The organism is Collinsella sp. CLA-AA-H167 (assembly GCF_040095305.1).
Classification (GTDB): Bacteria; Actinomycetota; Coriobacteriia; order Coriobacteriales; family Coriobacteriaceae; genus Collinsella.
In genome coordinates, this window is record NZ_JBBNGA010000002.1 from 83,118 (window position 1) to 106,739 (window position 23,622).

Consider the following 23,622-nt stretch of genomic DNA (forward strand, 5'->3'; position numbering starts at 1 on the left):
TGACCTAGTAGGTGGCTATCTGGTTACTACCAGTTGGCCCCTTGGTAACGGGTGGCCCCCATTGTGCGGAATGTACCGAACATCTCCGTTTGATACGTTTTCCCATGCTGCCGGGGGGCGTCCTCGGTACCTCAGCATGTCGGAAGAAAGGAGACCAGATGCGCAGGAATTCCATTTTTACGAAACGGTGGGTGAAGGGAAGCGCGGTCCTCGTTGCCACTGCAGCGACGCTCGTGTTTGCCAATCCCCAGCAGGCGATTGCCACGCCACTCAAGGGCGTCGACTCGGCGACCGTGTCCCAGTCTGCCTCGAATGTCGTCGACATCGATTTCGCTGACGGCATCAAGGGCCGTATTACGTTCCTCGAGGACGGTATTTTCCGTTATAACGTCGACCCCAAGGGTGAGTTTTCCGAGTACGCCACGCCGCGTAGTAAGTCCCACACGGCTAAGATCCAGGCTCAGCCCGATACCTCGGACACCTACAGCAAGCCGAGTGCGACGGTTGCCGACAAGGGCGACACTATCGAGATCACCGGCGGAAAGGCGACCGTGATCCTGGACAAGGCGACTGGCAAGATGAGTATCAAGTCAGGCGACCGTGTCGTGGTTTCCGAGTCCGCGTCCCTCGACCTTGATAAGAAGGGTACCGTCCAGACGCTCGCCAAGGAGAAGTCCGAGAACTTCTTTGGCGGCGGCACCCAGAACGGACGCTTCCTGCACACCAACCAGACCATCGCCATCTCCAACACGAACAACTGGACCGATGGCGGCGTTGCCTCGCCCAACCCGTTTTATTGGACGAGTGACGGCTACGGCGTACTCCGAAACACGTTTGCAGAGGGTTCCTACGACTTCGGTTCCACGGACTCATCGACGGTCACGACTTTGCACAGCGAGAATGAGTTTGATGCCTACTACTTCGTGGCGACCAACGAGGGCGCTTCGAACGTGGCAACCGAGATGCTGCAGGACTACTACAAGGTGACCGGTAACCCGGTACTGCTGCCCGAGTACGGGTTCTACCTTGGTCATCTTAATGCCTATAACCGTGATGGCTGGTCAACGACCTCGGGTCAAAAGAAGTGGGAGACCAAGGGCAGCAAGTCCTCGAGCGAGAAGGGCGACGTTAAGTACGAGTCTGGCATGTCGACGGGCTACAAGCTCGACGGCACACTTGCGGCCGAGACGCTCAACGGTGAGGGCCCTACGGTTGATACCGAGAACATGAAAGCGACCGATTTCGACCGCCAGTTCTCTGCTCGTCAGGTTATCGATGACTACGAGGACAACGACATGCCGCTCGGCTGGTTCCTGCCGAACGACGGTTACGGCGCCGGCTATGGCCAGAACGGTTACTACAAGACCGGCGGCGTCAACTCCGACGGAGCGAGCTCGGCCGACCGTCTTAACGCTGTGCGTGCCAATGTCGACAACCTTAAGAAGTTCACCGAGTATGCCAACTCCAAGGGTGTGAGCACGGGCTTGTGGACCCAGTCCAACCTTGAGCCCGACAGCAACCCTGAGACCCCGTGGCATCTGCTTCGCGACTTCGACGCCGAGGTCAAGACGGGAGGCATCACTACCCTTAAGACCGACGTTGCCTGGGTTGGATCTGGCTACTCCTTTGGTCTTAATGGCATCAAGACAGCTTATGACACGGTGACGACCGGCGCTAACAAGCGCCCCAACATCATCACGCTCGATGGTTGGGCCGGCACGCAGCGCTTTGGTGGCATTTGGACCGGCGACCAGTATGGCGGTAACTGGGAGTACATTCGCTTCCATATCCCCACGTATATCGGTCAGAGTCTTTCGGGCAACCCCAACATCGGCTCCGACATGGATGGCATCTTTGGCGGCGACCCCATCATCTCTGCGCGTGACTACCAGTGGAAGACGTTCACGCCCTCTATGCTTGACATGGACGGTTGGGGCACCTACCGTAAATCGCCCATGACGCACGGCGATCCCTACACAGGCATCTCGCGCTTCTACCTCAAGCTCAAGGCGCAGCTCATGCCCTATATCTACACGAGCGCGGCCTCGGCGGCCAACATCGACACGGGTAACGGCGATGCCGGCCTGCCCATGATCCGCGCCATGCTGCTTTCCGACAACTCCGAGTACGCCGCAAGCACTTCGACGCAGTACCAGTATATGTTCGGTGAGAACTTCCTAGTGGCACCGGTGTATCAGGATACCCAGGCAGACGAGAACGGCAACGACATTCGCAATGGGATTTACCTCCCCAACTACGGCACCGACGAGAATCCCACCATCTGGATCGATTACTTCTCGGGTAAGCAGTATCGCGGCGGCCAGGTTCTCAACAACTACGAGGCTCCGCTTTGGAAGCTGCCGCTGTTTGTGAAGGCCAACGCTATCGTGCCGATGTACGCCGAGAACAACAACCCCGAGGCCGTGAGCGACACCAACACCAAGGGTACCGACCGCAGCCAGCGTATCGTCGAGTTCTTCGCCACCGAGGGCGACGGCACCTTTACGCAGTACGAGGACGACGGCTCCTCCATCGAGAACAACACGACTGAGGACGATTCCTACGGCACGATCGACAATATCTCCTACGGTGAGCATGTGAGCACCGTCTACAGCTCCAAGGCCGCAGGCGGCACCGCGACCTTTACCGCCGAGGCCTCGCAGGGCGGCTACAACGGCTACGACTCCAACCGCACCACGACCTTCGTGGCCAATGTGTCCGCCAAGCCCACGAGCGTTGTCGCCAAGAACGGCGGATCCGCACTCAACGTGGTTGAGGTCGACTCGCAGGAGACCTTTGACGCCGCGACCCCCGAGGCCGGCCAGGCGGTCTACTTCTACAGCGAGACCCCCAACCTCAACCACTACGGCAGCGATGCGGACGGCACCGAGGCCGAGCAGGGCGAGAGCTTCAACAACACCAAGATCACCACGAACCCCAAGGTCTACGTCAAGTTCGCGAAGACCGATGTTGCTGCAGCGGCGCAGACGCTTGAGCTGGGCGGTTTCGTGAACGCCGACGCCACGCTCACAGCCGATCGCCTCAACGAGAACCTCTCCGCACCCACGAACCTTGCTGCCCCCGAGGACGCCACGACCCCAACGAGCATCAAGCTCACCTGGGGAAAGGTCGATGGTGCTACCTCCTACGACCTTAAGGTCGACGGCACTGTGTTTGCCGTGGGTGATGCGGCCGAGTTCACGCACACCGACCTCGCCTACAATAGCAAGCACACCTACCAGATTCGTTCGCGCAACGCCGAAGGTTACTCCGCCTGGAGCGATGTGCTCGAGGCGAACTCCGCACTCGATCCGTGGCGGAACGTCCCCGACGCCGAGGAAATCACCTGGGAGGGCTCACTTTACGGCAGCCATAAGGCCGAGCTCGCCTTCGACCATGAGTTCCAGTCGGGCGACGGCGGTTTCCACTCCGGTGGCAACGATCTGGGCAAGGCGCTTACCGTTGACTATGGACGCGCTTACAAGCTCGATAAGCTCGAGTACTATCCGCGCGATGACGCCGGCAACGGCACCGTGACCAAGATGCGTGTTGAGACGAGTCTCGATGGCGTCCACTGGACGAGCCAGGAGGTCGATTGGGCACGTTCCGCTGATTGTAAGACGGTAGCGTTTGACGGCACCGTGGCCGCCCGTTACGTGCGCATGACACCGCTCGCCTCGGTCGGCAATTTCTTCTCCGCGTCCGAGATTGCCATCTACAAGACCGACGGCACGGATGGCTTCGCCGTGGGCTCCAACCTCAACAAGGCCACGATCTCCGACGGAGACTACTCCAACATGAAGAACTATCTGGGCCTCGAGAATCGCGAGCCCGATACCCCGACGTTCGGTTCGCAGATCCGCGACCACTTCGCCGACCTCAACGATAACGGCGTTTACGACGTCTACGATTACTCGTTCACCATGGCGGGTCTTGACGGCGGCACTAAACAAAAGGGCAAGGTCGCAGGTTCGCTCGCGGTGATTCCGAGCAAGACCGAGGTCGAGGCCGGTGATGAGATCACCGTTGATGTCTATGCGGCCGACGCCAAGAACGTCAACGCCCTGGGCGCCCTCGTCAACTTCAAGAGCGACCAGTTCGAGTTTGTGTCCGAGAGCATCGCGCAGGACGGCTCGACTGCCGGCATGGAGAACCTGTCTCGCGAGAAGGTCCAGTTCGTGGACGGAACGCAGACTATCAATCTCGCCTTTGCCAACCGCGGCGATGGCAAGCTCTACAACGGTACTGGCGCGGTGGCGAGTTTCAAGCTCAAGGCCAAGACCGCCGGAAAGGTCGAACTGCCCTCGACATCTTGGCTTATCGGCCCGGCATGCGACGCACTTGAGTTTGCGAGCGACGGCACGGTGACGATGCCGGACGTTCCTCAGCCAACGGTCGCCGAGTACGCCCAGGATGCCTTCAACATCACGATGACCAACGATGAGCTCACGACCGACGACGGGACCAACGTCGAGAAACTTATCCAGCAGAAGAGCTATAACGCGCTGTTCGATAATAACGAGGGCGACAACGGCTTTGAGTTCCTGTGGAACTGGAGTGGCAACTGGGACAGCGAGGGTAAGCTACCGAGTTACGTGAAGCTTCCCACCACGATGACATTCGCATTTAAGACGCCGTCGAAACTCGATAGCGTCGAGGTCGTTAACCGCAACGGCGGCAACGGAACCGTACAGAAGATCAAGGCCGTCGTGACGTTCGAGGATGGCTCGATCCAAGAGTTCGCGGGCGGGGAGTACGATTCCTTCCTGGCTCGCTACGCCTTTGACCTCTCTGCCGAGAACAAGGGCAAGAAGGCGACCAAGGTCGAGGTCACGCCGCTTGAGGCATCGGGTGACCAGATGCTCACACTGCGTGAGGTCAACTTCAACTACACGCAGGGTGTCGAGGCCATCGAGGGTGTCGAGCTAGGCAAGAACCAGACCGAGTTCTTTGAAGGCGACATTACGCCCGTCGACGCCAAGGCTACGCCTGAGAGCGCTGGCTACCCCTATGTGACGGTCGAGAGCTCCGACCCCTCTGTGGTAAGCGTCTCCGCTGTTCAGGCTGGCGACAGCGTGAGCTACTACCTGCGTGCCAACAAGGCCGGCAAGGCAAAGATCACGGTGGCGTCGGTACTCGACCCCTCCAAGACCGCATCCTATGAGGTCGAGGTCAAGGCTGGTGTCGATACCTCTGCGCTCGTGGCAGCGCTTTCCAAGGCCGCGGGCTACAGCGAGTCCGTCTACACCAAGGATTCCTATGCAGCTCTCACCACTGCGGTCGAGGCGGCTCGGAAGCTCCTCGACAGCGGCCAGGGCAGCTATAGCAAGAAGGATGTCGCAGACGCCACTGCCAAGATCGAGAAGGCAATCGACGGCCTCAAGATGCGCCCTGTCGATGAGAAAATCCTCATCAACACGCCCGAGAACCGCAAGAACGTCAAGGTGGCCGACTTCTCGAGTGAGGCCGACTACGAGGGCAGCAACGCCGTCAACGCTCTCGACGGCGACGAGCGGACGCTTTGGCACAGCGACTGGGCCCATGGGACCGGTATGCCCCAGTATCTGAGTGTCGACCTGGGCCGCGGCTACGATCTCACCGACGTTACATTCCTGCCGCGCCAGGACGGCGGCACTAACGGCGATATCTTCGAGGCCGAGATACTGGTCTCCGACACTGCCGACGGTTATGAGATGGGCACCGCCGCGTCGATGGGTACGTTCGCCTTCGACAACGACGGCCGCGTGCTCACCGACCGTGGCGACTGGAAGCAGATGAGCTTTGGCGCCGCGCGCGGTCGCTACGTGACCGTCAAGGTGATTCACGCCGGCGGTGGCGACGTTGATGCCTACTGCAGCATGGCGGAGCTCAAGTTCTACGGTACGGCCGTCCCCGATCCGGTGGCGAAGGATGATCTCGCTACCGCGATCGAAAAGGTTGATGCCGAGGTTGCTGCCGGCGACCTCAAGGCCGGTGACTACACCGAGGCCTCCTGGACGGCGCTCGAGAACGCCCTGGCGAGCGCCCGCGCCATCTTGAGCGATGAGGACGCCACGCAGGACGAGGTCGACCAGGCGCTCAGGGCGCTCGAGAGCGCCCGCGGCGCGCTCGAGAAGACCCCGGTGGTCCCGGTCGAGAATCCGACTAAGAAGCAGCTCAAGGCCCTGGTCAAGCAGGCGAAGGAGACTGACACCAGGGGCAAGACGGACGAGTCTGTCAAGGCCCTGACGGATGCCATTACCTACGCCGAGGACGTCTTGGGTGATGAGAATGCTTCCGACACCCAGCTCCAGGCGGCCTATGACCAGCTCAAGCTGGCCATTGAGAGCCTCAGGGATGCCGACTCCGGCAACCAGGGCGGCTCGGGCAACCAGGGTTCCGGCAATGGCTCGAACGGCGGCAACCAGGCGGGCAAGCCCGCAGGCGACAAGGCCCAGGGCAGCAAGAAGAACGGTTCGGCGATCCCCAATACCGGCGACCAGACGGCGGCGACCGTCGTGACCGTCGGTGGTCTCGGCGCCATCATCGCCGCGATCGGCGCTTTCTTCCATCGTCGCAGCAAGGCCAAGTAGCCCCAGCAACAGCTAAGCAAGCGTGCCCGCCGTCCCACCCAAGGACGGTGGGCATGCTTTTTGAATGTAGGCGGAAAGCTCCGACCCTTCGGCCTTAATCTCGCAAAGCATTCCGTCTCTCACCGAACACATCGGCATCGGTGGCTATACTTGAATTATTTGCAGTTAAGGGTCGCGGATTCGCTGCGTCACCGCTCTCAACAGGAGGTCTATGTTTATGGCAGATCAGAAGCCGGTTGTCGGGATCATCATGGGTTCCAAGTCCGATCTGGGCGTTATGGAAGGCTGCACCGCCGAGCTCGAGGCACTGGGTGTGCCCTATGAGCTCGTCATTGCGAGCGCGCACCGCACGCCGGCGAAGGTCCACGAGTGGGCTTCGACTGCCGCCGATCGCGGTATCAAAGTGATTATCGCCGCCGCCGGCAAGGCCGCTCACTTGGGTGGTGTCGTGGCTGCCTTTACGCCGCTGCCGGTTATCGGCGTGCCTATGAAGACGAGTGACCTGGGCGGTATGGATTCGCTGCTGTCGATGGTGCAGATGCCTTCGGGCGTGCCCGTGGCCTGCGTTGCCATCAACGGTGCCAAGAACGCCGCCATCTATGCCACACAGATTCTGGGTGCTTGCGACCCCGAGTACCGCAAGGTTATCGAGAAGATGAAGCAGGAGATGGCTGACGCCTAAGCGTTCCGCCGTTTCACCGCAGTATAAGGAGAGCCATGTCCGATTATCAGGGAAAACGATTCAAGGCTTCTCAGATTCCCGATCCGTCGAAGCCGGGTGCTGCCCGTGCGGCACAGCAGGGTCGGACATCCTCTCCTCAGCAGCCGCGCGCGCCGCGCCCCGTGACACCGGCGACGCATCGTCGACAGGACGCGCCGGCCGCATATCGTCCTTCGTCTTATAGCTCCGCTAAGAAGCCGCCCCGGTCTTCATCGCATGCCGCGCCGTCGGATCGCACCGAGCCGCCGCGCAAAAAGCGCCACTCCATTATTCCCATTCTGCTCATCATCATCGGTATCGGTCTGATTGTCGCCGCCGCCGCTATTTTTATTAATGCCCAGATTGGCTATAAGCAGGCGAGCGATTCGTATCAGAAAATCGAGAAGCAATATGTAAGCGATAAGGACGCCAGCGGCGTGCCGATTATCGACTTTGATGCGCTTGCTCAGACGAACCCCGAGATTGTGGGTTGGATTTACGTGCCGGGAACCAACATCAACTATCCCGTGGTGCAGACCAACAACAACTCCAAATACCTCAACACGCTGTTCGATGGCACGTCTAACGCCTCGGGTGCCATCTTCTTGGATAGCGATGACACCGCGCCGGGAATGGTCGACCAGCAGACCACGATCTACGGCCACCATATGAACGATGGGTCGATGTTCAACGTGATTTCGGATACGACTGACCAGGCAACGTTCGATAGCATTGAATATGTGTACTACATCACGCGCGATGCGACGTATAAGTTGCGTCCGCTGGCGACCAAGGTGGTCGAGGACACGTATGCCAAGGCGCGCACGACACTTTTTGAGGGCGACGACGGACTCAAGAACTACCTGTCCGAGATGCTCGACGGCGCTTCTGCCGTGGCGAGTGATGCCACCGATCGTGCCGCTTCGGCAACTAAGGTTGTAACGCTTGTGACCTGTCGTTCGCTGTCGCTGAGCAACACACGCGCCGTCATGGTGCTCACGCCGGTCGAGGAATAAGTTGTTCGAGAGTAGCTAAAAAGGCCCCGTCCCAAATTGGCTACTCGACGACGGTAAGGGAGAAATGATGCTCGAGAGTGGCAAATTGATGCCTTCGATTGATGCTTGGCTGCGCGAGGCCAAGGCCGATGCTTCGGCGGCAGGCTGTGGGATGTATCTGACGCATAACGGTGTGGTGCGCGCGACGCCCAAGGCTGAGGTGCGCGGAGTCGAGACCGATGGCGTGGCGCCAGGCCACAGGGTGGGCGGCATGGTCTTTGACTACGACGCCGAAAAGGTACGGTCTGCTATCGAGACTACGCGCGCGATGCCGGGTATCGGCTATGTGCGCGTGTGGCTGGCAAGCGGCGAGCTTACCGTAGGTGACGACATCATGCTCGTGCTTATCGGCGGGGACATTCGCCCACACGTGGTCGATGCACTGCAGGCGCTCGTTGGCACCATCAAGAACGAATGCGTGAGTGAGGTCGAGCGCGAGGCATAGAGGATTGCGTCGATAGAAGGATCGTTTATAAAAATGCCCACCGGTACGTGTGATACCGGCGGGCATTTTGCGTTTTGGGCGCGGCGGGCGCTAAACGCGCGTGGCGTCCTTGGGGCTCATGGTCATGCTCTGGAAGCGGTTCTCCATGTAGTCGTTATCGAAATACTTGCCGTAGAACTGTGCGACGGGAATGTCCGGCTCCGTGCCGTTAACGCGCTGGTACCAGTAGTCGAGCGACTGCAGCGTCATGACGCCGTCGACCAGCATAATGACGGTAAAGATGACGGTGGCCGAGTAGCGGCTCTTCCAGGGGATCTTGTTGATGAGCTTAAGCAGCCTCGGTAGCAGCAGCTTGATCCAGATGAGGCCACCTAGGCCCCACAGGCAGGCAAAGCCCGTGCAGGTGCGTCCGCCCGTGAGGACCACGAGCGGATCGGGCAAACCAAACAGCGTTATGTGCGAGTAGCTCCACGAGACCACGCCAAACGCGGTCTGCATAAACCAGCCCACGAACACCTCAAAGCTCGCGCCGAGCACAGCGCTCACCAGGAAAATGATGATGGGGTTCTTTTTGTAGAAGCGGTTAAGCACCATGGTCATGAGCACGGCGCCAAATCCGTAGATGGGGCTGAAAGGGCCAAACAGCATGCCGGCGCGGTCCTGGTAGACGCCCGGGTCGTTGACCGTCATGTGCCAGATGTCCTCCAAGATAAGTCCCAGTACGCAGCAGACGAAGAATACCCAGAACAGGTTGAAGTAGTTGAGCTTGATGTAGCCCTCGCCGGTCTCATCGCGGCCGAGCATGCCCTCGGCGGCGGCATCGCGGTCGAGCATCTCCTGCAGGCGGCGCTGCAGCTCGCGCTCCTGACGCAGCGTGGGGTCGACGGTGGCCGAAAGCGCGATGAGGATGCCGAGCTGAATAGCGGGGCGCAGCAAGAAGGGCCCGATACCCTGGAGCATCACGTCGACCAAAAGCTCGACGACGGTGAATGCAATAAGGATGTAGGACAGGCGGGCGGCGTTGCGGCGCTGGTTTTTGATAAGGTCCAGGCCAAAGATGATTAGGATGACGGCACTTGCCGCAGAGAGCATGATGCCGGCGACGATAAGGCCGACTGCGACGAGCGTGTTGTCGCCGAGCTTTTCGGTGGCGTTGCCGTTAACAAGTGCCGTGATGACCTGCCACATAAAGGCAGCGACCGACGGGAGCGTGCCCACGCCGGAAAGGATGCACAGGACGGCGTACACCTTAATGATGAGGGGAATCTTCTTGACCTCTGTGGCGCTGGGGACGCTAGGGTCGAGTTCGTTTCGATCCATACAGAACCTTTCTCGCTTTGTTGTAGGTTATAAGGATACGCCGCCGACCTGCCAAAAGACAGGACGAACGTCCCAATTGCAACTTTGTAATCCCCAACGGCAGACGCGGCGGCCATCTGGGGGCGCGGGCACTTACACTGGACAGACCGATAAAATGTTTGGCAACAAAACTGATTATTAGCTCGGTGGGCTTTTAAAAAGCGCTGCTCATGCGCTGGGGAGCACGTCGCGCCGTGCGTATAATAAGGCGGGTAACGCCAAAAATACGAGGCTCTGAGGGGATACCATGTCTCAAGAAACCATCCGCGCGGCCGAGCGTGCCGCGGGACAGGTGAACACCATGTCGACGTATGATCCGGACTCCGACCAGCTGCATGAGGAATGTGGCATTTTCGGCGTATGGGCGCCCGATCGCGACGTGGCTCGACTGACGTACTTTGGCCTGCGTGCGCTGCAGCACCGTGGCCAGGAATCGGCTGGAATCGCCGTGGGTGACGGCGGCACGGTTATGGTCCGCAAAGATCTGGGCCTGCTCGACCGCGTGTTCTCCAACGCCGACCTGTCGACGCTCTCCGGCCAGCTGGCCGTGGGCCACGTGCGCTATGGCACCGCCGGTGCCAAGAGCTGGGAAGCCTCTCAGCCGCACCTCTCTACCATCAACAGCGTCATTATCGCGCTCGCGCACAACGGCACCCTCGTCAACACCGACGAGCTGCGCCGTCAGCTGATCGAGCTGGGCGTGCCGTTCCTCTCCAATTCGGATTCCGAGGTCGCGACCAAGCTTATCGGCTACTTTACCCAGCGTACGGGCCACCTGCGCGAGGGTATTCGCAAGACCATGGAGCTCGTGCGCGGCGGCTACGCCATGACGCTCATCAACGAGCAGGCGCTCTACGCATTCCGCGATCCACACGGCATTCGCCCGCTCGTGCTGGGCAAGCTGGTGGACGAGGGTCTGGACCAGGCCGATGCCGCAGCCGTTTCGCAGCTGCCGTCGCAGGACGGCGCCGCGACGGTCGACTCCGCCGTCCGTGTCACGCGCGCCGGCGGCTGGGTCGTTGCTTCCGAGACCTGCGCACTCGACATCGTGGGTGCCGAGTACGTCCGTGACGTCCGTCCCGGCGAGATCTTGCGCATCAGCGCCGAGGGCCTGGTATCCGAGCAGGGCGTGCCTGCAGCCGAAGAGCCCGCCAGCTGCATCTTTGAGCAGGTCTACTTTGCCCGCCCCGACTCCATCATGAACGGCAAGAGCGTCTATGCCTGCCGTTACGACATGGGTCGTCAGCTGGCACATGAGGAGCCTGTCGAGGCCGACCTGGTCATCGGCGTGCCCGACTCCGGCCTGCCGCCTGCGGAGGGGTATTCGCACGAGAGCGGTATTCCCTTTGGCGAGGGCCTTATCAAGAACCGCTACGTGGGCCGTACGTTTATCGAGCCTACGCAGGAGTTGCGCGCCATGGGCGTGCGTATGAAACTCAACCCGCTGCGCGACAACATCGAGGGCAAGCGCCTGGTCGTCATCGACGACTCCATCGTGCGCGGCACCACCATGGTGCAGCTCGTCAAGATGCTGCGCAACGCCGGCGCCAAGGAGATTCATATCCGCATCAACTCGCCCGAGGTCATCTGGCCGTGCTTCTACGGTATCGATACCGACGTGCAGTCGCAGCTTATCAGCGCCAACAAGACGGTCGACGAGATTTGCGAGTATATCGGCGCCGATTCGCTGGCCTTCCTTTCGGTCGAGGGCCTGCTTAAGGTCATGCCCAAGGGCGGTTACTGCGATGCGTGCTTTACCGGCCGCTACCCCGTGGCGATTCCCGAGAGCTTTGGCCGCGACAAGTTTATGGAGGGCTTTAAGCCCCGCAACCTGGACAAGCCGCTGCACTTTGACGACGACGCCGTGATCGAGAAATACGACGACCGCAGCTGGGAAGAGGAGCACGGCGAGGCATAAAACCTGCCATATGGGGACAGGTTTATTTTGGTAGGTTTTACCTGCTGTTTTGTTGATATGACGGCGCGTGCTGTTATGGCATGCACCGAATCGAGGACAACTATGAGCACCGTTTGGCGCCCGCGCGGCGCCACGGTAGTGGGAGAGGAAGGCTCAGATGAGCGACAGCAAGCATGTGACGTATGAGGATGCCGGCGTCGATACCGCTGAGGGCGGCCGCGCCGTCGACGCGATTAAGCAGATGGTCAAGGACACCAATCGCCCCGAGGTTATCGGCGGCATCGGCGGCTTCGGTGGCCTGTTCTCGGCTGCCGCGCTTAAGGATATGGAAGACCCGATCCTGATTAGCGGTACCGACGGCGTGGGCACCAAGCTCGTGCTCGCCCAGATCATGGACCGTCACGAGACGGTGGGCCAGGACCTGGTCGCTATGTGCGTCAACGACATTCTGGCTTCGGGCGCCGAGCCGCTGTTCTTCCTGGACTACGTCGCCATCGGTCACATCGAGGCCGAGCACATGGCAAAGATCATCAAGGGTGTGGCCGACGGCTGCAAGCTCGCGGGCTGCGCGCTCGTGGGCGGTGAGATGGCCGAGCACCCGGGCGTCATGGCTCCTGCCGACTACGACCTTGCCGGATTTACCGTGGGCGTCGTCGACCGTCCCAAGATGCTCGACCCCGCAAACGTCCGCCCGGGCGATGTGATCCTGGGCCTGCCTTCCACCGGCGTGCACTCCAACGGCTACTCGCTCGTGCGTAAGGTCATTGGCGTCGACGGTATTAAGCCGGGCACGCCCGAGGCCGCCGCTAAGGCCGAGGAGCTGAGCCGTCCGCTCGAGGAGCTCGGCGGTGCATCGCTGGCAGACGCTCTGTTGGCCCCCACGCGCATCTACGTCAAGCCGATCCTGGAGCTGCTGCGCGGCGGCGTCAACGTGCATGCTATCGCCCACATCACCGGCGGCGGTATTACCGAGAACCTCAACCGTGCACTCGCCGACGACGTCGACGCCGTGGTCACCCGCAACGGCGCCGAGATGGGTTGGGACGTTCCGCCCGTCATCACCTACGTGTCGCGTCAGGCCGAGCTCGCGCCCAACGAGGCATGCAAGACCTTCAACATGGGCGTCGGCCTGTGCCTGATCGTCGCCCCCGAGGACGAGGCCGCGGTTACCGAAGCCCTGGTCGCGCTGGGCGAGAAGCCGTTCCGCGTGGGCGAGTGCGTCGAGGGTTCCGGTAAGGTCGTGTACTCCGATGAGCGCTAACGAGCAGATGGCTGCTAGTGAGGGCCTGGGCTTTGTGCCCTACACCCGTCCGACCGGCACCGATACGGTCGAGCCGCTCAAGATCGGTGTGCTCATCAGCGGTTCGGGTACCAACCTGCAGGCGCTGACCGATCTGATCGCCGCCGGTAAGCTCAACGCCTCGATTGAGCTTGTGGTGTCGAGCCGTCCTTCGGCTAAGGGTTTGCAGCGCGCTGAGCGCGCGGGCATCCAGACGCTCACGCTGTCCAAGGATGTCTATGCCGACCCTATTGCCGCCGACGAGATCATCGCGCACGAGCTGCTCGAGCGCGGCTGCGAGTACGTGGTGATGGCCGGCTATATGCGCATGGTGCACACACCGCTGCTGGCGGCGTTTCCCAACCGCGTGGTCAACTTGCATCCGGCGCTGCTGCCGAGCTTTACCGGTGCGCATGCGATTGACGATGCCTTTGCGCGCGGCGTCAAGGTAACTGGCGTGACCGTGCATTTTGCCAACGAGGTCTACGACAACGGTCCCATCATCGCCCAGCGTGCGCTGGCTGTCGAGGAGGGCTGGGATGTCGACGCGCTCGAGGAGCACATCCACGCGATTGAGCACGTGCTGTATCCCGAGGTCGTGCAAATGCTCGCCGACGGCCGCGTCCACGTGCTGGAGAGCGGCAAGGTCGCAATTGATGCGCCCCGCGTCTAGCGGCGCACAGTACAATTTAGTTGAGTGGTCAGGGTGGTCATTGGCGCCAAGGCGCGCGTGGCCACCTTTTGTTTTGGGTAGTCATCGGGGACGTTCCTGAATGACTAGGTGAGAGAGGTGAGCGCATGGCGGATAACGAAGCGCTGTTTACGCCTGAGCTGGTGTTTTTTGATTGGGAGTGTGCGACGCCGGGTGAGGTGTTTGCGCAACTCGAGAGTGAGCTTGCTCCGCGCGGCTACATTGCCGACGGTTGGCTCGACGCCGTTCGCACGCGCGAGGATGCCTATCCCACGGGTCTTGCCATGCCGGCGGCAAACATTGCCATTCCGCATACCGATCCGGGGTTTGTGGCCAAGCCCTATATCGCGGTGGTGAAGCCCTCCGCGCCCGTGACATTTAACGCTATGGCTGGCATGGGCGCTCCGGTGCCGGCGCAGATCGTCATCAATCTGGGCATCGCCGAGCCGGGCGGCCAGGTCGAGGCTCTGCAGGCGCTCATGAACATCTTTATGGACGCCGATGCCGCAGCCGACGTGCTCGGCCAGACCACGCCGCAGGGCATGGTCGACGCCATCCGCCGCCACTTCTAAGGTGGGGCTAAGCCGGCACCTAGGGACGTTCCTTATGTGCCGGCACTTGGGGACTGTCCCTAACTGCCGGCAGAAAAGGAACGTCCCTAACTGCCGGCTGCCAGAGCTGTCCCCTTTGCACCAAAATGGTGCAGATTAACCTGTCCCCAATGCACCAAGCGTGCCGCGGGGGCTGCGTTGTGACACAATGGCGTTTGTTCGATTCGTTATGCGAAAGGCCAACTATGGCAAATAAGAAAAAGAACCCCGCACTCGAGCCGACGCCCGAGCAGCAGGCTCGCGCCGCCTCCAACTCTCGCAAGAAGCAGCGCAAGACCCGCGTGTCCAAGACCGTCAAGATCGTTCTGGTGGTCATCGGCGTGCTGGCGATGCTGCTTTCCGTCTCGGCGATGGCGTGCTCCGGCCTTATGTCGCAGGCCGAGGACACCTCGGGCTACAAGCTGACCGGCGGTGTTGCTGCTACTATCAACGGCACCAACCTCACCGAGGACACCGTGACCAAGCAGATCATGAGCATGCGCACGTCCTACGGCTACACCAAGGACAAGGACTGGGCGCAGTATCTGGTCGACAACGACCTCACGCCCAAGAAGTATCGCAAGCAACTCATCGACTCCTACACGCAGCAGATTCTGCTTCAACAGGCACAGAAGGAGAACGGCGTGACGGTGTCGGACGAGGAGGTCGAGAAGGCTTGGAAGGACGCGTGCAAGAGCGCGGGCGGTGCCAAGGCCTTTAAGAAGACCCTCAAGACCTACGGCTATACCGAGGATACCTACAAGGATTCGCTCAAGGAGAGTCTGGCGCAGCAGAAACTCAAGGATGCCGTCGCGCCCACGAGCAAACCCAAGGACAGCGAGATTGTCGATTACATCAACGAAAACCTGTCCAGCTACAACGACGCCCGTCGCTCGTCGAACATCCTGATCAAGGTTGATTCCGACGCTTCCGATGAGGACAAGGCTGCCGCCAAGGCCAAGGCGCAGGAGTGCCTGGACAAGATCAACTCCGGTGAGCTGAGCTTTGAGGACGCCGTTGAGCAGTACTCCGAGGACACCGGTTCCAAGGAGAAGAAGGGCGATGTGGGCTGGGATAAGCTCACCACCTTTGTCGACAGCTACCAGACGGCGCTCGAGGGGCTCAACAAGGGCGACGTGAGCGAAGTCATCGAGTCGACCTATGGCTACCACATCATCAAGTGCACCGACTACTTCCATGTCGATAATCAGGTTGATGACATCAACCAGGTGCCCAAGGCCATCAAGAAGTACGTCTCCAACGTGGTGAAGACGCAGGCGGCCAGTACCGCGTACAGTGAGTGGCTGGAGCAGTACAAGAAGGACGCCGACATTACCGTCAACCCCATGCCCAAGGACGTACCCTATAACGTGAGTCTGAAGGGCATCACCAAGAGTTCGACCGACGATTCGTCGACGACTGAGTAATCATGGGGCGGTGCTCGCGCGAGTGCCGCCCACGCTATTAGAGAGGATTTGCAGATGACCAACGAAGAGCTGCAGAAGGAAATGATCGCGGCCATGAAGGCCAAGGACAAGGTTCGCCTGTCCATCATTCGCCAGGTTAAGGCCGAGGTGAAGAATATCGAGGTCAATGAGCGCCGCGATGTGACCGAGGAAGACGTCAACAGCATGATCAAGCGTCTGATCAAGCAGACGAGCGAGACACTGGAGATGTCCATCAAGGCCGGCACCGACCAGGAGCGTACCGACAACCTGACCGAGCAGGTCAAGATTCTGGAGAGCCTGCTGCCCGCGCAGGTTTCGGGCGAGGAGCTCGAGGCTCTGATCGAGCAGGTCATCGCCGAGCTGGGCGCCACGTCCAAGAAGCAGATGGGCCAGGTTATGGGTGCACTCGGCAAGGCCACTGGCGGCAACTTCGATAAGCCGGCCGCGGCAAAGATCGTCGGAGCCAAACTCGCGTAATTTGTTACGCGGTTTTACCAAACCGCGTAACGGCTCGACGCTGCAAACCCGTACACGCGGCAATCTGACGTTCAATTTCAAGGGCGCGACCATAAGGTCTGCGCCCTTTCATTTCACGTCACCTTGCTCGCGTGTACGGGTTTTCGCTGGCTTATGCTCAACAAGGGCGGTTGGGCGCTCACTGGGGACAGACTTAAATGAGTGCCCAATGAGTGGGTGGAAGATTGCGGGTTCTTTACGGGAATGTAGTGTGGGCTGCGGAAACGTGGTTCTTTCCGTACAATAGTTCAACTCGTGTAAACGCAGGGAAGGGACATTCATGGCAGACATGATCGAGATCAAGCATCTCAACAAGTACTTTGGCGACCTGCATGTGCTCAAAGATATCAACCTCACCGTCAAGCGCGGCGAGAAGCTCGTAATGATCGGGCCTTCCGGCTCGGGTAAGTCGACGCTCATCCGCTGTGTCGATTATCTTGAGGAGCCCACGTCGGGCGAGGTCATCATCGACGGTACGCCGCTCACTAAGAAGAATCACCTGGAAATGGCTCGCAAATATAGCTCCATGGTGTTTCAGCAGTTCAACCTGTATCCCAACATGACGGTGCTGGGCAATCTGACGCTCGCGCCCATCAAGCTGCAAAAGAAGAGCAAGGAGGAGGCGACCGAGATCGCCGTCGCCGCGCTCAAGCGCGTCGGCATGGCGCATAAGGCCGGCGAGTATCCGCAGAACCTCTCGGGCGGTCAGCAGCAGCGCATCGCCATCGCCCGTGCCCTGTGCACCAAGCAGCCCATCATCCTGTTTGACGAGCCGACCTCGGCGCTCGACCCCGAGATGGTCCAGGAGGTTCTGGACGTTATGATTGAGCTCGCGCAGGAGGACATCACCATGATCTGCGTGACGCACGAGATGGGCTTTGCGCGCCAGGTGGCCGACCGCGTCATCTTTATGGAGGACGGCCGCATCCTGGAGGAGGGCACGCCCGAGCACTTCTTCGATAACCCCGAGAACCCGCGCTGCCGCGAGTTCCTGTCCAAGATTCTGCACTAGGCGCGGTGATGGACATGACGGATATGACGAGGGCGGCCGTGTCGCGCCGTCACTTTTTGCAGCTGGCGGGCGCCGGCATGCTCGCGCTGACGGGGACCGCGCTCACCGGTTGCGGCAACTCCACCAGCGGCGAGGGTTCCGACAAGGGATCCAAGCTTGCGGCCATCAAGTCGCGCGGCCATCTGAATGCCGGCGTCAAGAAAGATGTTCCCGGCTACGGCTATTACGACACCGCCAAAGGCCGCTTTGAGGGCATGGAAGTCGATTTGTGCTACCAGATCGCCGCCGCTGTCTTTGGCGTGAGCTACAAGGAAGCCCGTGCCCAGGAGCTTGTCGAGTTTACCGACGTAACGCCCAAGACACGCGGCCCGCTGATCGATAACGGCCAACTCGACGTGGTCGCAGCGACCTACACCATCACCGACGAGCGCAAGAAGAGCTGGGATTTCTCGACGCCGTACCGCACCGACTACGTGGGACTCATGGTCAAGAAGCGTTCGGGCTTTACCTCGATTGAGGACCTGGACGGCAAGGTCATCGGCGTGAGCCAGGGTGCCACCACGCAGGGCCTGATCGAGCAGATGATCAAGGACAACGGCTTTAGCTGCAAGCCCGAGTTTAGGGCCTTTAGCGGCTACCCCATCATCAAGAGCTCGCTCGACGCCGGCAATATCGACGTCTTTGCCATGGACCGCTCCACGCTGGCCGGTTACATGAACGAGACCGTTGAGCTGTTGCAGCCCGAGGTCAAGTTTGGCGAGCAGGGCTACGGCGTGGCGACCAAGAAGGGCTGCGACCTTTCGGCCGTGGTCGATCAGGTGATTTGCGATCGTCTGGCCGACGGCTGGCTCGACCAAGAGGTCAAGACCTGGGGTCTTGTATAGGCGCATCGTCCAAGGAAGGAATCAAATGCTCGAAGGATTATTTGACGCCGACCGTTGGTCGACGACATTTCAAAACATGGGGCCCTTCTGGGAGGGCTTTGGCGTGACGCTACAGGTGGTCGTTGCCGGTCTGCTGCTGTCGCTGGTGCTGGGCACGCTGCTGGGTGTGTTCTCTACCACCCGTTCGCGCGTGCTGCGCGCCATAAGCCGCGTATACGTGGAGTTTTACCAGAACACCCCGTTGCCCGTGCAGGTGCTCTTTATGTACATGGCTGGTCCGCAGTTTTTGCAGGCCATAACCGGTGCCGACCAGCCGGTGCGCATCGCGCCGTTCGTGCTGGGCTTCTTGGGCGTGGGCCTGTATCACGCGGCCTACATCTCGGAGGTCATCCGCACCGGTATCGAGGCGGTTCCGCGCGGTCAGATGGAGGCGGCGCAGAGCCAGGGCTTCACCCGTGCGCAGGCGTACTGGTACATCGTGCTGCCCCAGACATTCAAGATCATTCTGCCGCCGCTGTGCAACCAGGCACTCAACCTAGTCAAGAACACGTCGGTGCTGGCGCTTGTGGCCGGCGGCGACCTTATGTACCGTTCCGACAACTTTGTGAGTCTGTACGGTTACCTGCAGGGATACATCGTCTGCTGCCTTATGTACTTCATCATCTGCTTTCCGCTCGCCATGCTGGTGCAGTGGCTCGAGCGCCGCTCCAAGGAGCGTCCGCGCGGCGTGAGCCTCGCCGAGCTGGGGCTCGACAACGTAGAGGAGGCCTAGCGCATGGAAATCTTCAACGCGACCAACCTGCTCTACATTTGGGGCGGCTTTGTTAAGACGATCGAGATCTCGGCGCTGTCGATCTTTTTCTCGCTCATCTTTGGCACGGTGCTGGCGCTTGTTAAAAGCTATGCGCCCCGCCCGTTCCGTATTTTGGTGAGTGCCTATATCGAGCTGTTCCGTTGCACGCCGAACCTGCTGTGGATCCTGTTTATCTACTTTACGGTGCAGGGCTTGGACATTGTGATTTCGACCATCGCCTTTACGCTGTTTACCAGCGCTGTTATGGCCGAGATTGTGCGCGGCGGCCTCAACTCGATTCCGCGCGGCCAGTTTGAGGCAGCGCAGAGCCAAGGCTTCGGCTTTTTTGCCACCATGCGCTACATCATTCTGCCGCAGACGTTTAAGACGATCATTCCGGCGCTGTTTAGCCAATGCACGACCGTCATTAAGGACAGCTCGTATCTTTCGGGCATTAACGTGGCCGAGCTCATGTACACGGCAAACGTCGTGATGGCCCACGCGATTGATCTGTCGCAGGTACTTATGCTCTACGGCCTGGTGTTTGCGATGTACTTTATGCTCAACTTTGGTATCTCGTTGTTGGTGAGGGCATATCAACGCCGCATCGTGGCCGCATAGTCCTGCTTCCCCAAGCACGGCACCTTGCCCCTCAATCGTCGCTTGCGTACATTTAGTACGCGGCGCTCCTCTTTCGGGGCAATCTGCCGCACTTGGGAAACCAGGACGGTCGTAAGTGACAAAATGGGAATCAGGAATTGCCTTTTCTCATTTGTTAGAAAGGAATCGCGATGAGCGATCTGGAGAACAAGAAGAGTCCTGTGGTCATTACCATCGCGCGCGACTTTGGTGCCGAGGGCCACGAGATCGGACGCATCCTCGCCAACGAGTTGGGGATTCCTCTGTACGACAACGAGCTGCTGGTGCGCGCGTCGCTGCGTGCGGGCGAGTCGCTCGATAAGATGGCCGCCTACGACGAGCGTCTGGCTGTGGAGAACATGGCGTTTCTGCCCGACCGCTACGACGCGCGCTCGTACTCGGACAAGTTGTTCCAAAAGATGAGCCAGGTGATTTTGGACCTGGGCGAGACCGAGAGTTGCATTATCGAAGGCCGCCTGTCCGATTATCTGCTTCACAACAACCCCAACCACATTGCCGTGTTGGTGACCGCACCCTTTGAGGACCGCGTCGAGATCGTGCGCAAGAAGCGCGGCCTTAACAAAAAGAAGGGCGCCAAGCTGGTCAAGCAGCAGCAGAAGGCGCGCGAGGCGTTCTACAAGCGCTACAGCGCCGGAAAGTGGAAGATGACGAGCGGCAAGGACATCGTCGTCAACCGCGCCAAGTTGGGCCGCGAGGGCTGTAAAGACGTCATCGCCGCAGCCTACCGCTATAAAGTGGCGCAGCTCGAAGGCTAGCCGACCAAAACCACCACAAAGGGGACAGGCACCTTTGTGGTGGTTTTTGTTTTAGGCTGAGGGGAAGGCCTTGGCGGCAGTGCCTATCCTCGGCTTTTGCATAGTCTCGATCTGTAACACCAAGCCAGCGAAAATGGCTCTAACTGTTACAGATTGAGATGAACCGTTCGGCCGTCAGCCCAACGTCTTGATCTGTAACACCAGGCGGCATATTTGGTCTCTAACTGTTACAGATTGAGATGCAGCGTGGCCGGCCGGCACAATATCTCAATCTGTAACAACTGCAGGGCTCAACGGACTCCAGCTGTTACAGATTGAGACAAAACGACCGGGCAAGTCCCAAACCACCACAAAGGTGCCTGCCCCATCGTGGTGGTTTGGGCGGCCGGCATAAAAAAGTCCCCGCCGGGCGTGTGCTCGACGGGGACTTTGCCGTTTGATGGCTAGCACTGCAGGTGATTACTCGCCCAGCAGGCTCTTGGTGATGGAAGCGGCGGCCTTCTTGCCGGCGCCCATCGCCAGAATGACCGTAGCGGCACCGGTGACGATGTCGCCGCCGGCCCAGATGCGGGGATCGGTGGTCTGGCCGGTCTCCTCGTCGGCAACGATGTAGCCCCACTTGTTGAGCTCCATCTTGCCGCCGATCTTCTTTGCGAAGGGGTTGGCGTTGGTGCCGATAGCCGAGATCGCGACGTCGCAGGGAATCTCCTCGATGGCGCCCTCGATGGGCACCGGGCGACGGCGGCCGGACTCGTCGGGCTCGCCGAGCTCCATCTTCTGGACCTTGACGGCGCACACGGAGCCGTCCTCGCCAGCGACAAACTCGAGCGGGGAGACGAGCGGCAGAACCTCGACGCCCTCGGCCTTAGCATGGTGCAGCTCGGCGCGACGGCAGGGCATCTCGTCCTCGGTACGACGGTAGGCGATGATGGCGTGCTCGGCGCCCAGGCGCTTGGCGGTACGGACGGCGTCCATAGCCACGTTGCCGCCACCAAAGACGACGACGTTCTTGCCGTGCTTGGTGGGGGTGTCGTACTCGGGGAACTTGTTGGCCTTCATCAGGTTCACGCGGGTGAGGTACTCGTTGGCGAAGAAGACGTTGGGCAGGTTCTCGCCGGGGATGTTGAGGAACTTGGGCAGGCCAGCGCCGGTCGCCACGTAGATGGCGTCGAAGCCCTGCTCGAACAGCTCCTCGGCCGTGGCCATGTTGCCCACGACGGAGTTGTACTCAAACTTGACGCCCATGTCCTCCAGGCCGTCAATCTCGCGCTTGACGACCGCCTTGGGCAGACGGAACTCGGGGATGCCGTAGACCAGCACGCCGCCGCCGGTAAAGAAGGCCTCAAAGACGGTGACGTCAAAGCCGTTACGGGCGAGCTCGCCGGCGCAGGTGATGCCGGACGGGCCAGAGCCCACGACGGCGACCTTCTTGCCGTTCTTGGGGGCCATCTTGGGCGTGGAGGCGAGCTCGGGGCGGTCACCCAGGAAGCGCTCGAGCTGGCCGATGGCCACGGGCTCGGACTTCTTACCACGGATGCACTTGCCCTCGCACTGGTTCTCCTGCGGGCAGACGCGACCGCAGATGGCGGGAAGCATGGAGTCCTCGCGGATGGTATCGAGAGCGCCGCCGAAGTCCTTCGCGCGGATCTGCTCGATAAAGCGGGGAATGTTGATGTTGACGGGGCAGCCCTCAACACAGAACGGCTTCTTGCAGTTGAGACAGCGCTCGGCCTCGGCCAGCGCCATCTCCTCGGTGAAGCCCTTGTCGACGGGGCGGAAGTCGCAGGCGCGCTCGGCAGCCGGCTCCTCGTTATCGGGGGTGCGGGGCGACTTCATATCGGCAACGAAACGACCGTTAACTAGTGGCATGCGCAGCTCTTTTCCTCATAGGCCTTGAGGGACGCGCCCTCTTCGGAACGGTAAGCGGCCTGGCGGGCACGAAGGTCATCCCAGTCGACCAGGGTGGCATCGAAGTCGGGGCCGTCGACGCAAGCGAACTTGGTCACGCCGCCCACCTCGACGCGGCAGCAGCCGCACATACCGGTGCCGTCAACCATGATGGGGTTGAGCGACGCGGTGATGGGGGTGTCGTACTTCTGGGCGGTGAGGGTCGAGAACTTCATCATCGGAACGGGGCCGACGCAGAAGACCTGGCTCACGGCCTTGTCCTGCAGCAGGCGCTCCAGCGGAGCGGTGACAACGCCCTGCTCGCCATAGGAGCCGTCGTCAGTGGTGATGTGGATGTGGTCCTCGTCGAGGAGCTCGCGGAACTGGTCCTCCATGAGCAGGAGGTCCTTGGTGCGGGCGCCCATGATGGCGTGCACCTCGTGGCCGGTCTCGACCAGGTGCTTGGCGACCGGGAAGGCAATTGCCAGGCCGACGCCGCCGCCAATGACGGCGCAGGGGCCCTCAGCCATCTCGGTGGGAACGCCCAGCGGGCCCACGACGTCGCGCAGCGACTCGCCGGCCTCGTAGGTGGAAAGCATCTCGGTGGTCTTGCCGATCACCATGAAGATGAACTCGACCCAGCCCTCGTCACCGTTCCAGCCGGCCAGGGTAAACGGGACACGTTCGCCCGTCTCGTTGGCGCGAACCATGAGGAACTGTCCAGCGTGCGCATGCTTGGCGATTGCAGGCGCCTCGATGCGGAACTTGAACACCTTCTCCGAGAACTGCGTCTTCTCCAGGATCTTATACATAGAACCCCTCTCTTGTTAGGGCCGCCGAACCGTGCCTCCACGGAAATGGACGGTAGCCCGAATAAAACCGTACGCGCACAGGCGTTGTGCAGACATACGGTGCAAATTATACCCTCATGGACATGTCGCTTACGTGTGTCTTCGGCGGTCGGGAAAAGGGTTTATCCACTTCGGCCTACCAAAGGGGGAGAGGTTTATTTTGGCAGGTTTTATCAGGCAAAACGGCAAAGGGGGCCGGCCTCGCGC

At 60.5% G+C, this 23,622-nt stretch carries 18 protein-coding genes; 15 read left to right on the forward strand and 3 right to left on the reverse strand.

The window, feature by feature from the left end; genetic code table 11:
• Positions 1 to 158 precede the first annotated feature (158 nt).
• The 4 genes from AAAT03_RS02525 to AAAT03_RS02540 all read left to right on the forward strand — a co-directional run bounded on the left by AAAT03_RS02525 (position 159) and on the right by AAAT03_RS02540 (position 8,772).
• Positions 159 to 6,572 (forward strand): discoidin domain-containing protein, encoded by a 6,414-nt coding sequence (locus AAAT03_RS02525; RefSeq protein ID WP_349102529.1) that lies wholly within the window; start codon positions 159 to 161, stop codon positions 6,570 to 6,572.
• 217 nt (positions 6,573 to 6,789) lie between these two features.
• Complete coding sequence (gene purE, locus AAAT03_RS02530) at positions 6,790 to 7,254, forward strand: 5-(carboxyamino)imidazole ribonucleotide mutase (protein WP_006235810.1); 465 nt, start codon at positions 6,790 to 6,792, stop codon at positions 7,252 to 7,254.
• Positions 7,255 to 7,289: 35 nt separating this feature from the next.
• Positions 7,290 to 8,288 (forward strand): sortase, encoded by a 999-nt coding sequence (locus AAAT03_RS02535; RefSeq protein ID WP_349102530.1) that lies wholly within the window; start codon positions 7,290 to 7,292, stop codon positions 8,286 to 8,288.
• A 67-nt stretch (positions 8,289 to 8,355) separates the two neighbouring features.
• Positions 8,356 to 8,772 (forward strand): molybdenum cofactor biosynthesis protein MoaE, encoded by a 417-nt coding sequence (locus AAAT03_RS02540; RefSeq protein ID WP_117646157.1) that lies wholly within the window; start codon positions 8,356 to 8,358, stop codon positions 8,770 to 8,772.
• Between the two features lie 90 nt (positions 8,773 to 8,862).
• Here AAAT03_RS02540 and AAAT03_RS02545 read toward each other — a convergent pair whose 3' ends face one another.
• A complete protein-coding gene (locus tag AAAT03_RS02545; RefSeq protein WP_117778665.1) occupies positions 8,863 to 10,092 on the reverse strand; it encodes a putative ABC transporter permease in 1,230 nt (409 codons plus the stop codon).
• Between the two features lie 286 nt (positions 10,093 to 10,378).
• Here AAAT03_RS02545 and purF point away from each other — a divergent pair, with 286 nt between their 5' ends.
• From purF to AAAT03_RS02600, 11 genes are all read left to right on the forward strand, one after another.
• Positions 10,379 to 12,049 carry an amidophosphoribosyltransferase gene (gene purF / locus AAAT03_RS02550; protein ID WP_349102531.1) on the forward strand — a complete coding sequence of 557 codons (1,671 nt, stop codon included), beginning with the start codon at positions 10,379 to 10,381 and terminating at the stop codon, positions 12,047 to 12,049.
• 157 nt (positions 12,050 to 12,206) lie between these two features.
• On the forward strand, positions 12,207 to 13,310 hold the full coding sequence (purM, locus tag AAAT03_RS02555; RefSeq protein ID WP_195534941.1) for a phosphoribosylformylglycinamidine cyclo-ligase: 1,104 nt from the start codon (positions 12,207 to 12,209) through the stop codon (positions 13,308 to 13,310).
• Positions 13,300 to 14,001 carry a phosphoribosylglycinamide formyltransferase gene (gene purN, locus AAAT03_RS02560; RefSeq protein WP_349102532.1) on the forward strand — a complete coding sequence of 234 codons (702 nt, stop codon included), beginning with the start codon at positions 13,300 to 13,302 and terminating at the stop codon, positions 13,999 to 14,001. The genes purM and purN overlap by 11 nt, the downstream gene beginning before the upstream one ends.
• 125 nt (positions 14,002 to 14,126) lie before the next feature.
• On the forward strand, positions 14,127 to 14,591 hold the full coding sequence (locus tag AAAT03_RS02565; RefSeq protein WP_161194393.1) for a PTS sugar transporter subunit IIA: 465 nt from the start codon (positions 14,127 to 14,129) through the stop codon (positions 14,589 to 14,591).
• A gap of 224 nt (positions 14,592 to 14,815) precedes the next feature.
• A complete protein-coding gene (locus AAAT03_RS02570) occupies positions 14,816 to 16,036 on the forward strand; it encodes a peptidylprolyl isomerase (RefSeq protein ID WP_349102533.1) in 1,221 nt (406 codons plus the stop codon).
• A gap of 54 nt (positions 16,037 to 16,090) precedes the next feature.
• The gene (locus AAAT03_RS02575; RefSeq protein WP_006235801.1) at positions 16,091 to 16,534 is read left to right on the forward strand and encodes a GatB/YqeY domain-containing protein; all 444 of its coding nucleotides are present in this window, start codon (positions 16,091 to 16,093) and stop codon (positions 16,532 to 16,534) included.
• Positions 16,535 to 16,853: 319 nt separating this feature from the next.
• Positions 16,854 to 17,585: an amino acid ABC transporter ATP-binding protein gene (locus tag AAAT03_RS02580; protein WP_117803476.1), complete on the forward strand. Its 732-nt coding sequence runs from the start codon at positions 16,854 to 16,856 to the stop codon at positions 17,583 to 17,585.
• Between the two features lie 8 nt (positions 17,586 to 17,593).
• Positions 17,594 to 18,469, forward strand: a complete 876-nt coding sequence (locus tag AAAT03_RS02585) for a transporter substrate-binding domain-containing protein (RefSeq protein WP_082435536.1) — start codon at positions 17,594 to 17,596, stop codon at positions 18,467 to 18,469.
• Between the two features lie 25 nt (positions 18,470 to 18,494).
• A complete protein-coding gene (locus tag AAAT03_RS02590) occupies positions 18,495 to 19,241 on the forward strand; it encodes an amino acid ABC transporter permease (protein WP_035136546.1) in 747 nt (248 codons plus the stop codon).
• 3 nt (positions 19,242 to 19,244) lie between these two features.
• The gene (locus tag AAAT03_RS02595; RefSeq protein ID WP_117840355.1) at positions 19,245 to 19,883 is read left to right on the forward strand and encodes an amino acid ABC transporter permease; all 639 of its coding nucleotides are present in this window, start codon (positions 19,245 to 19,247) and stop codon (positions 19,881 to 19,883) included.
• A gap of 170 nt (positions 19,884 to 20,053) precedes the next feature.
• Positions 20,054 to 20,677 carry a cytidylate kinase-like family protein gene (locus tag AAAT03_RS02600; RefSeq protein WP_117840354.1) on the forward strand — a complete coding sequence of 208 codons (624 nt, stop codon included), beginning with the start codon at positions 20,054 to 20,056 and terminating at the stop codon, positions 20,675 to 20,677.
• Positions 20,678 to 21,136: 459 nt separating this feature from the next.
• Here the strand turns inward: AAAT03_RS02600 and gltA are convergent, their stop codons facing one another.
• Entirely contained in the window at positions 21,137 to 22,546 is a 1,410-nt protein-coding gene (gltA, locus tag AAAT03_RS02605) for an NADPH-dependent glutamate synthase (RefSeq protein ID WP_349102534.1), read from the reverse strand.
• Complete coding sequence (locus AAAT03_RS02610) at positions 22,537 to 23,376, reverse strand: sulfide/dihydroorotate dehydrogenase-like FAD/NAD-binding protein (protein WP_117647773.1); 840 nt, start codon at positions 23,374 to 23,376, stop codon at positions 22,537 to 22,539. The genes gltA and AAAT03_RS02610 overlap by 10 nt, the downstream gene beginning before the upstream one ends.
• Positions 23,377 to 23,622 lie beyond the last annotated feature (246 nt).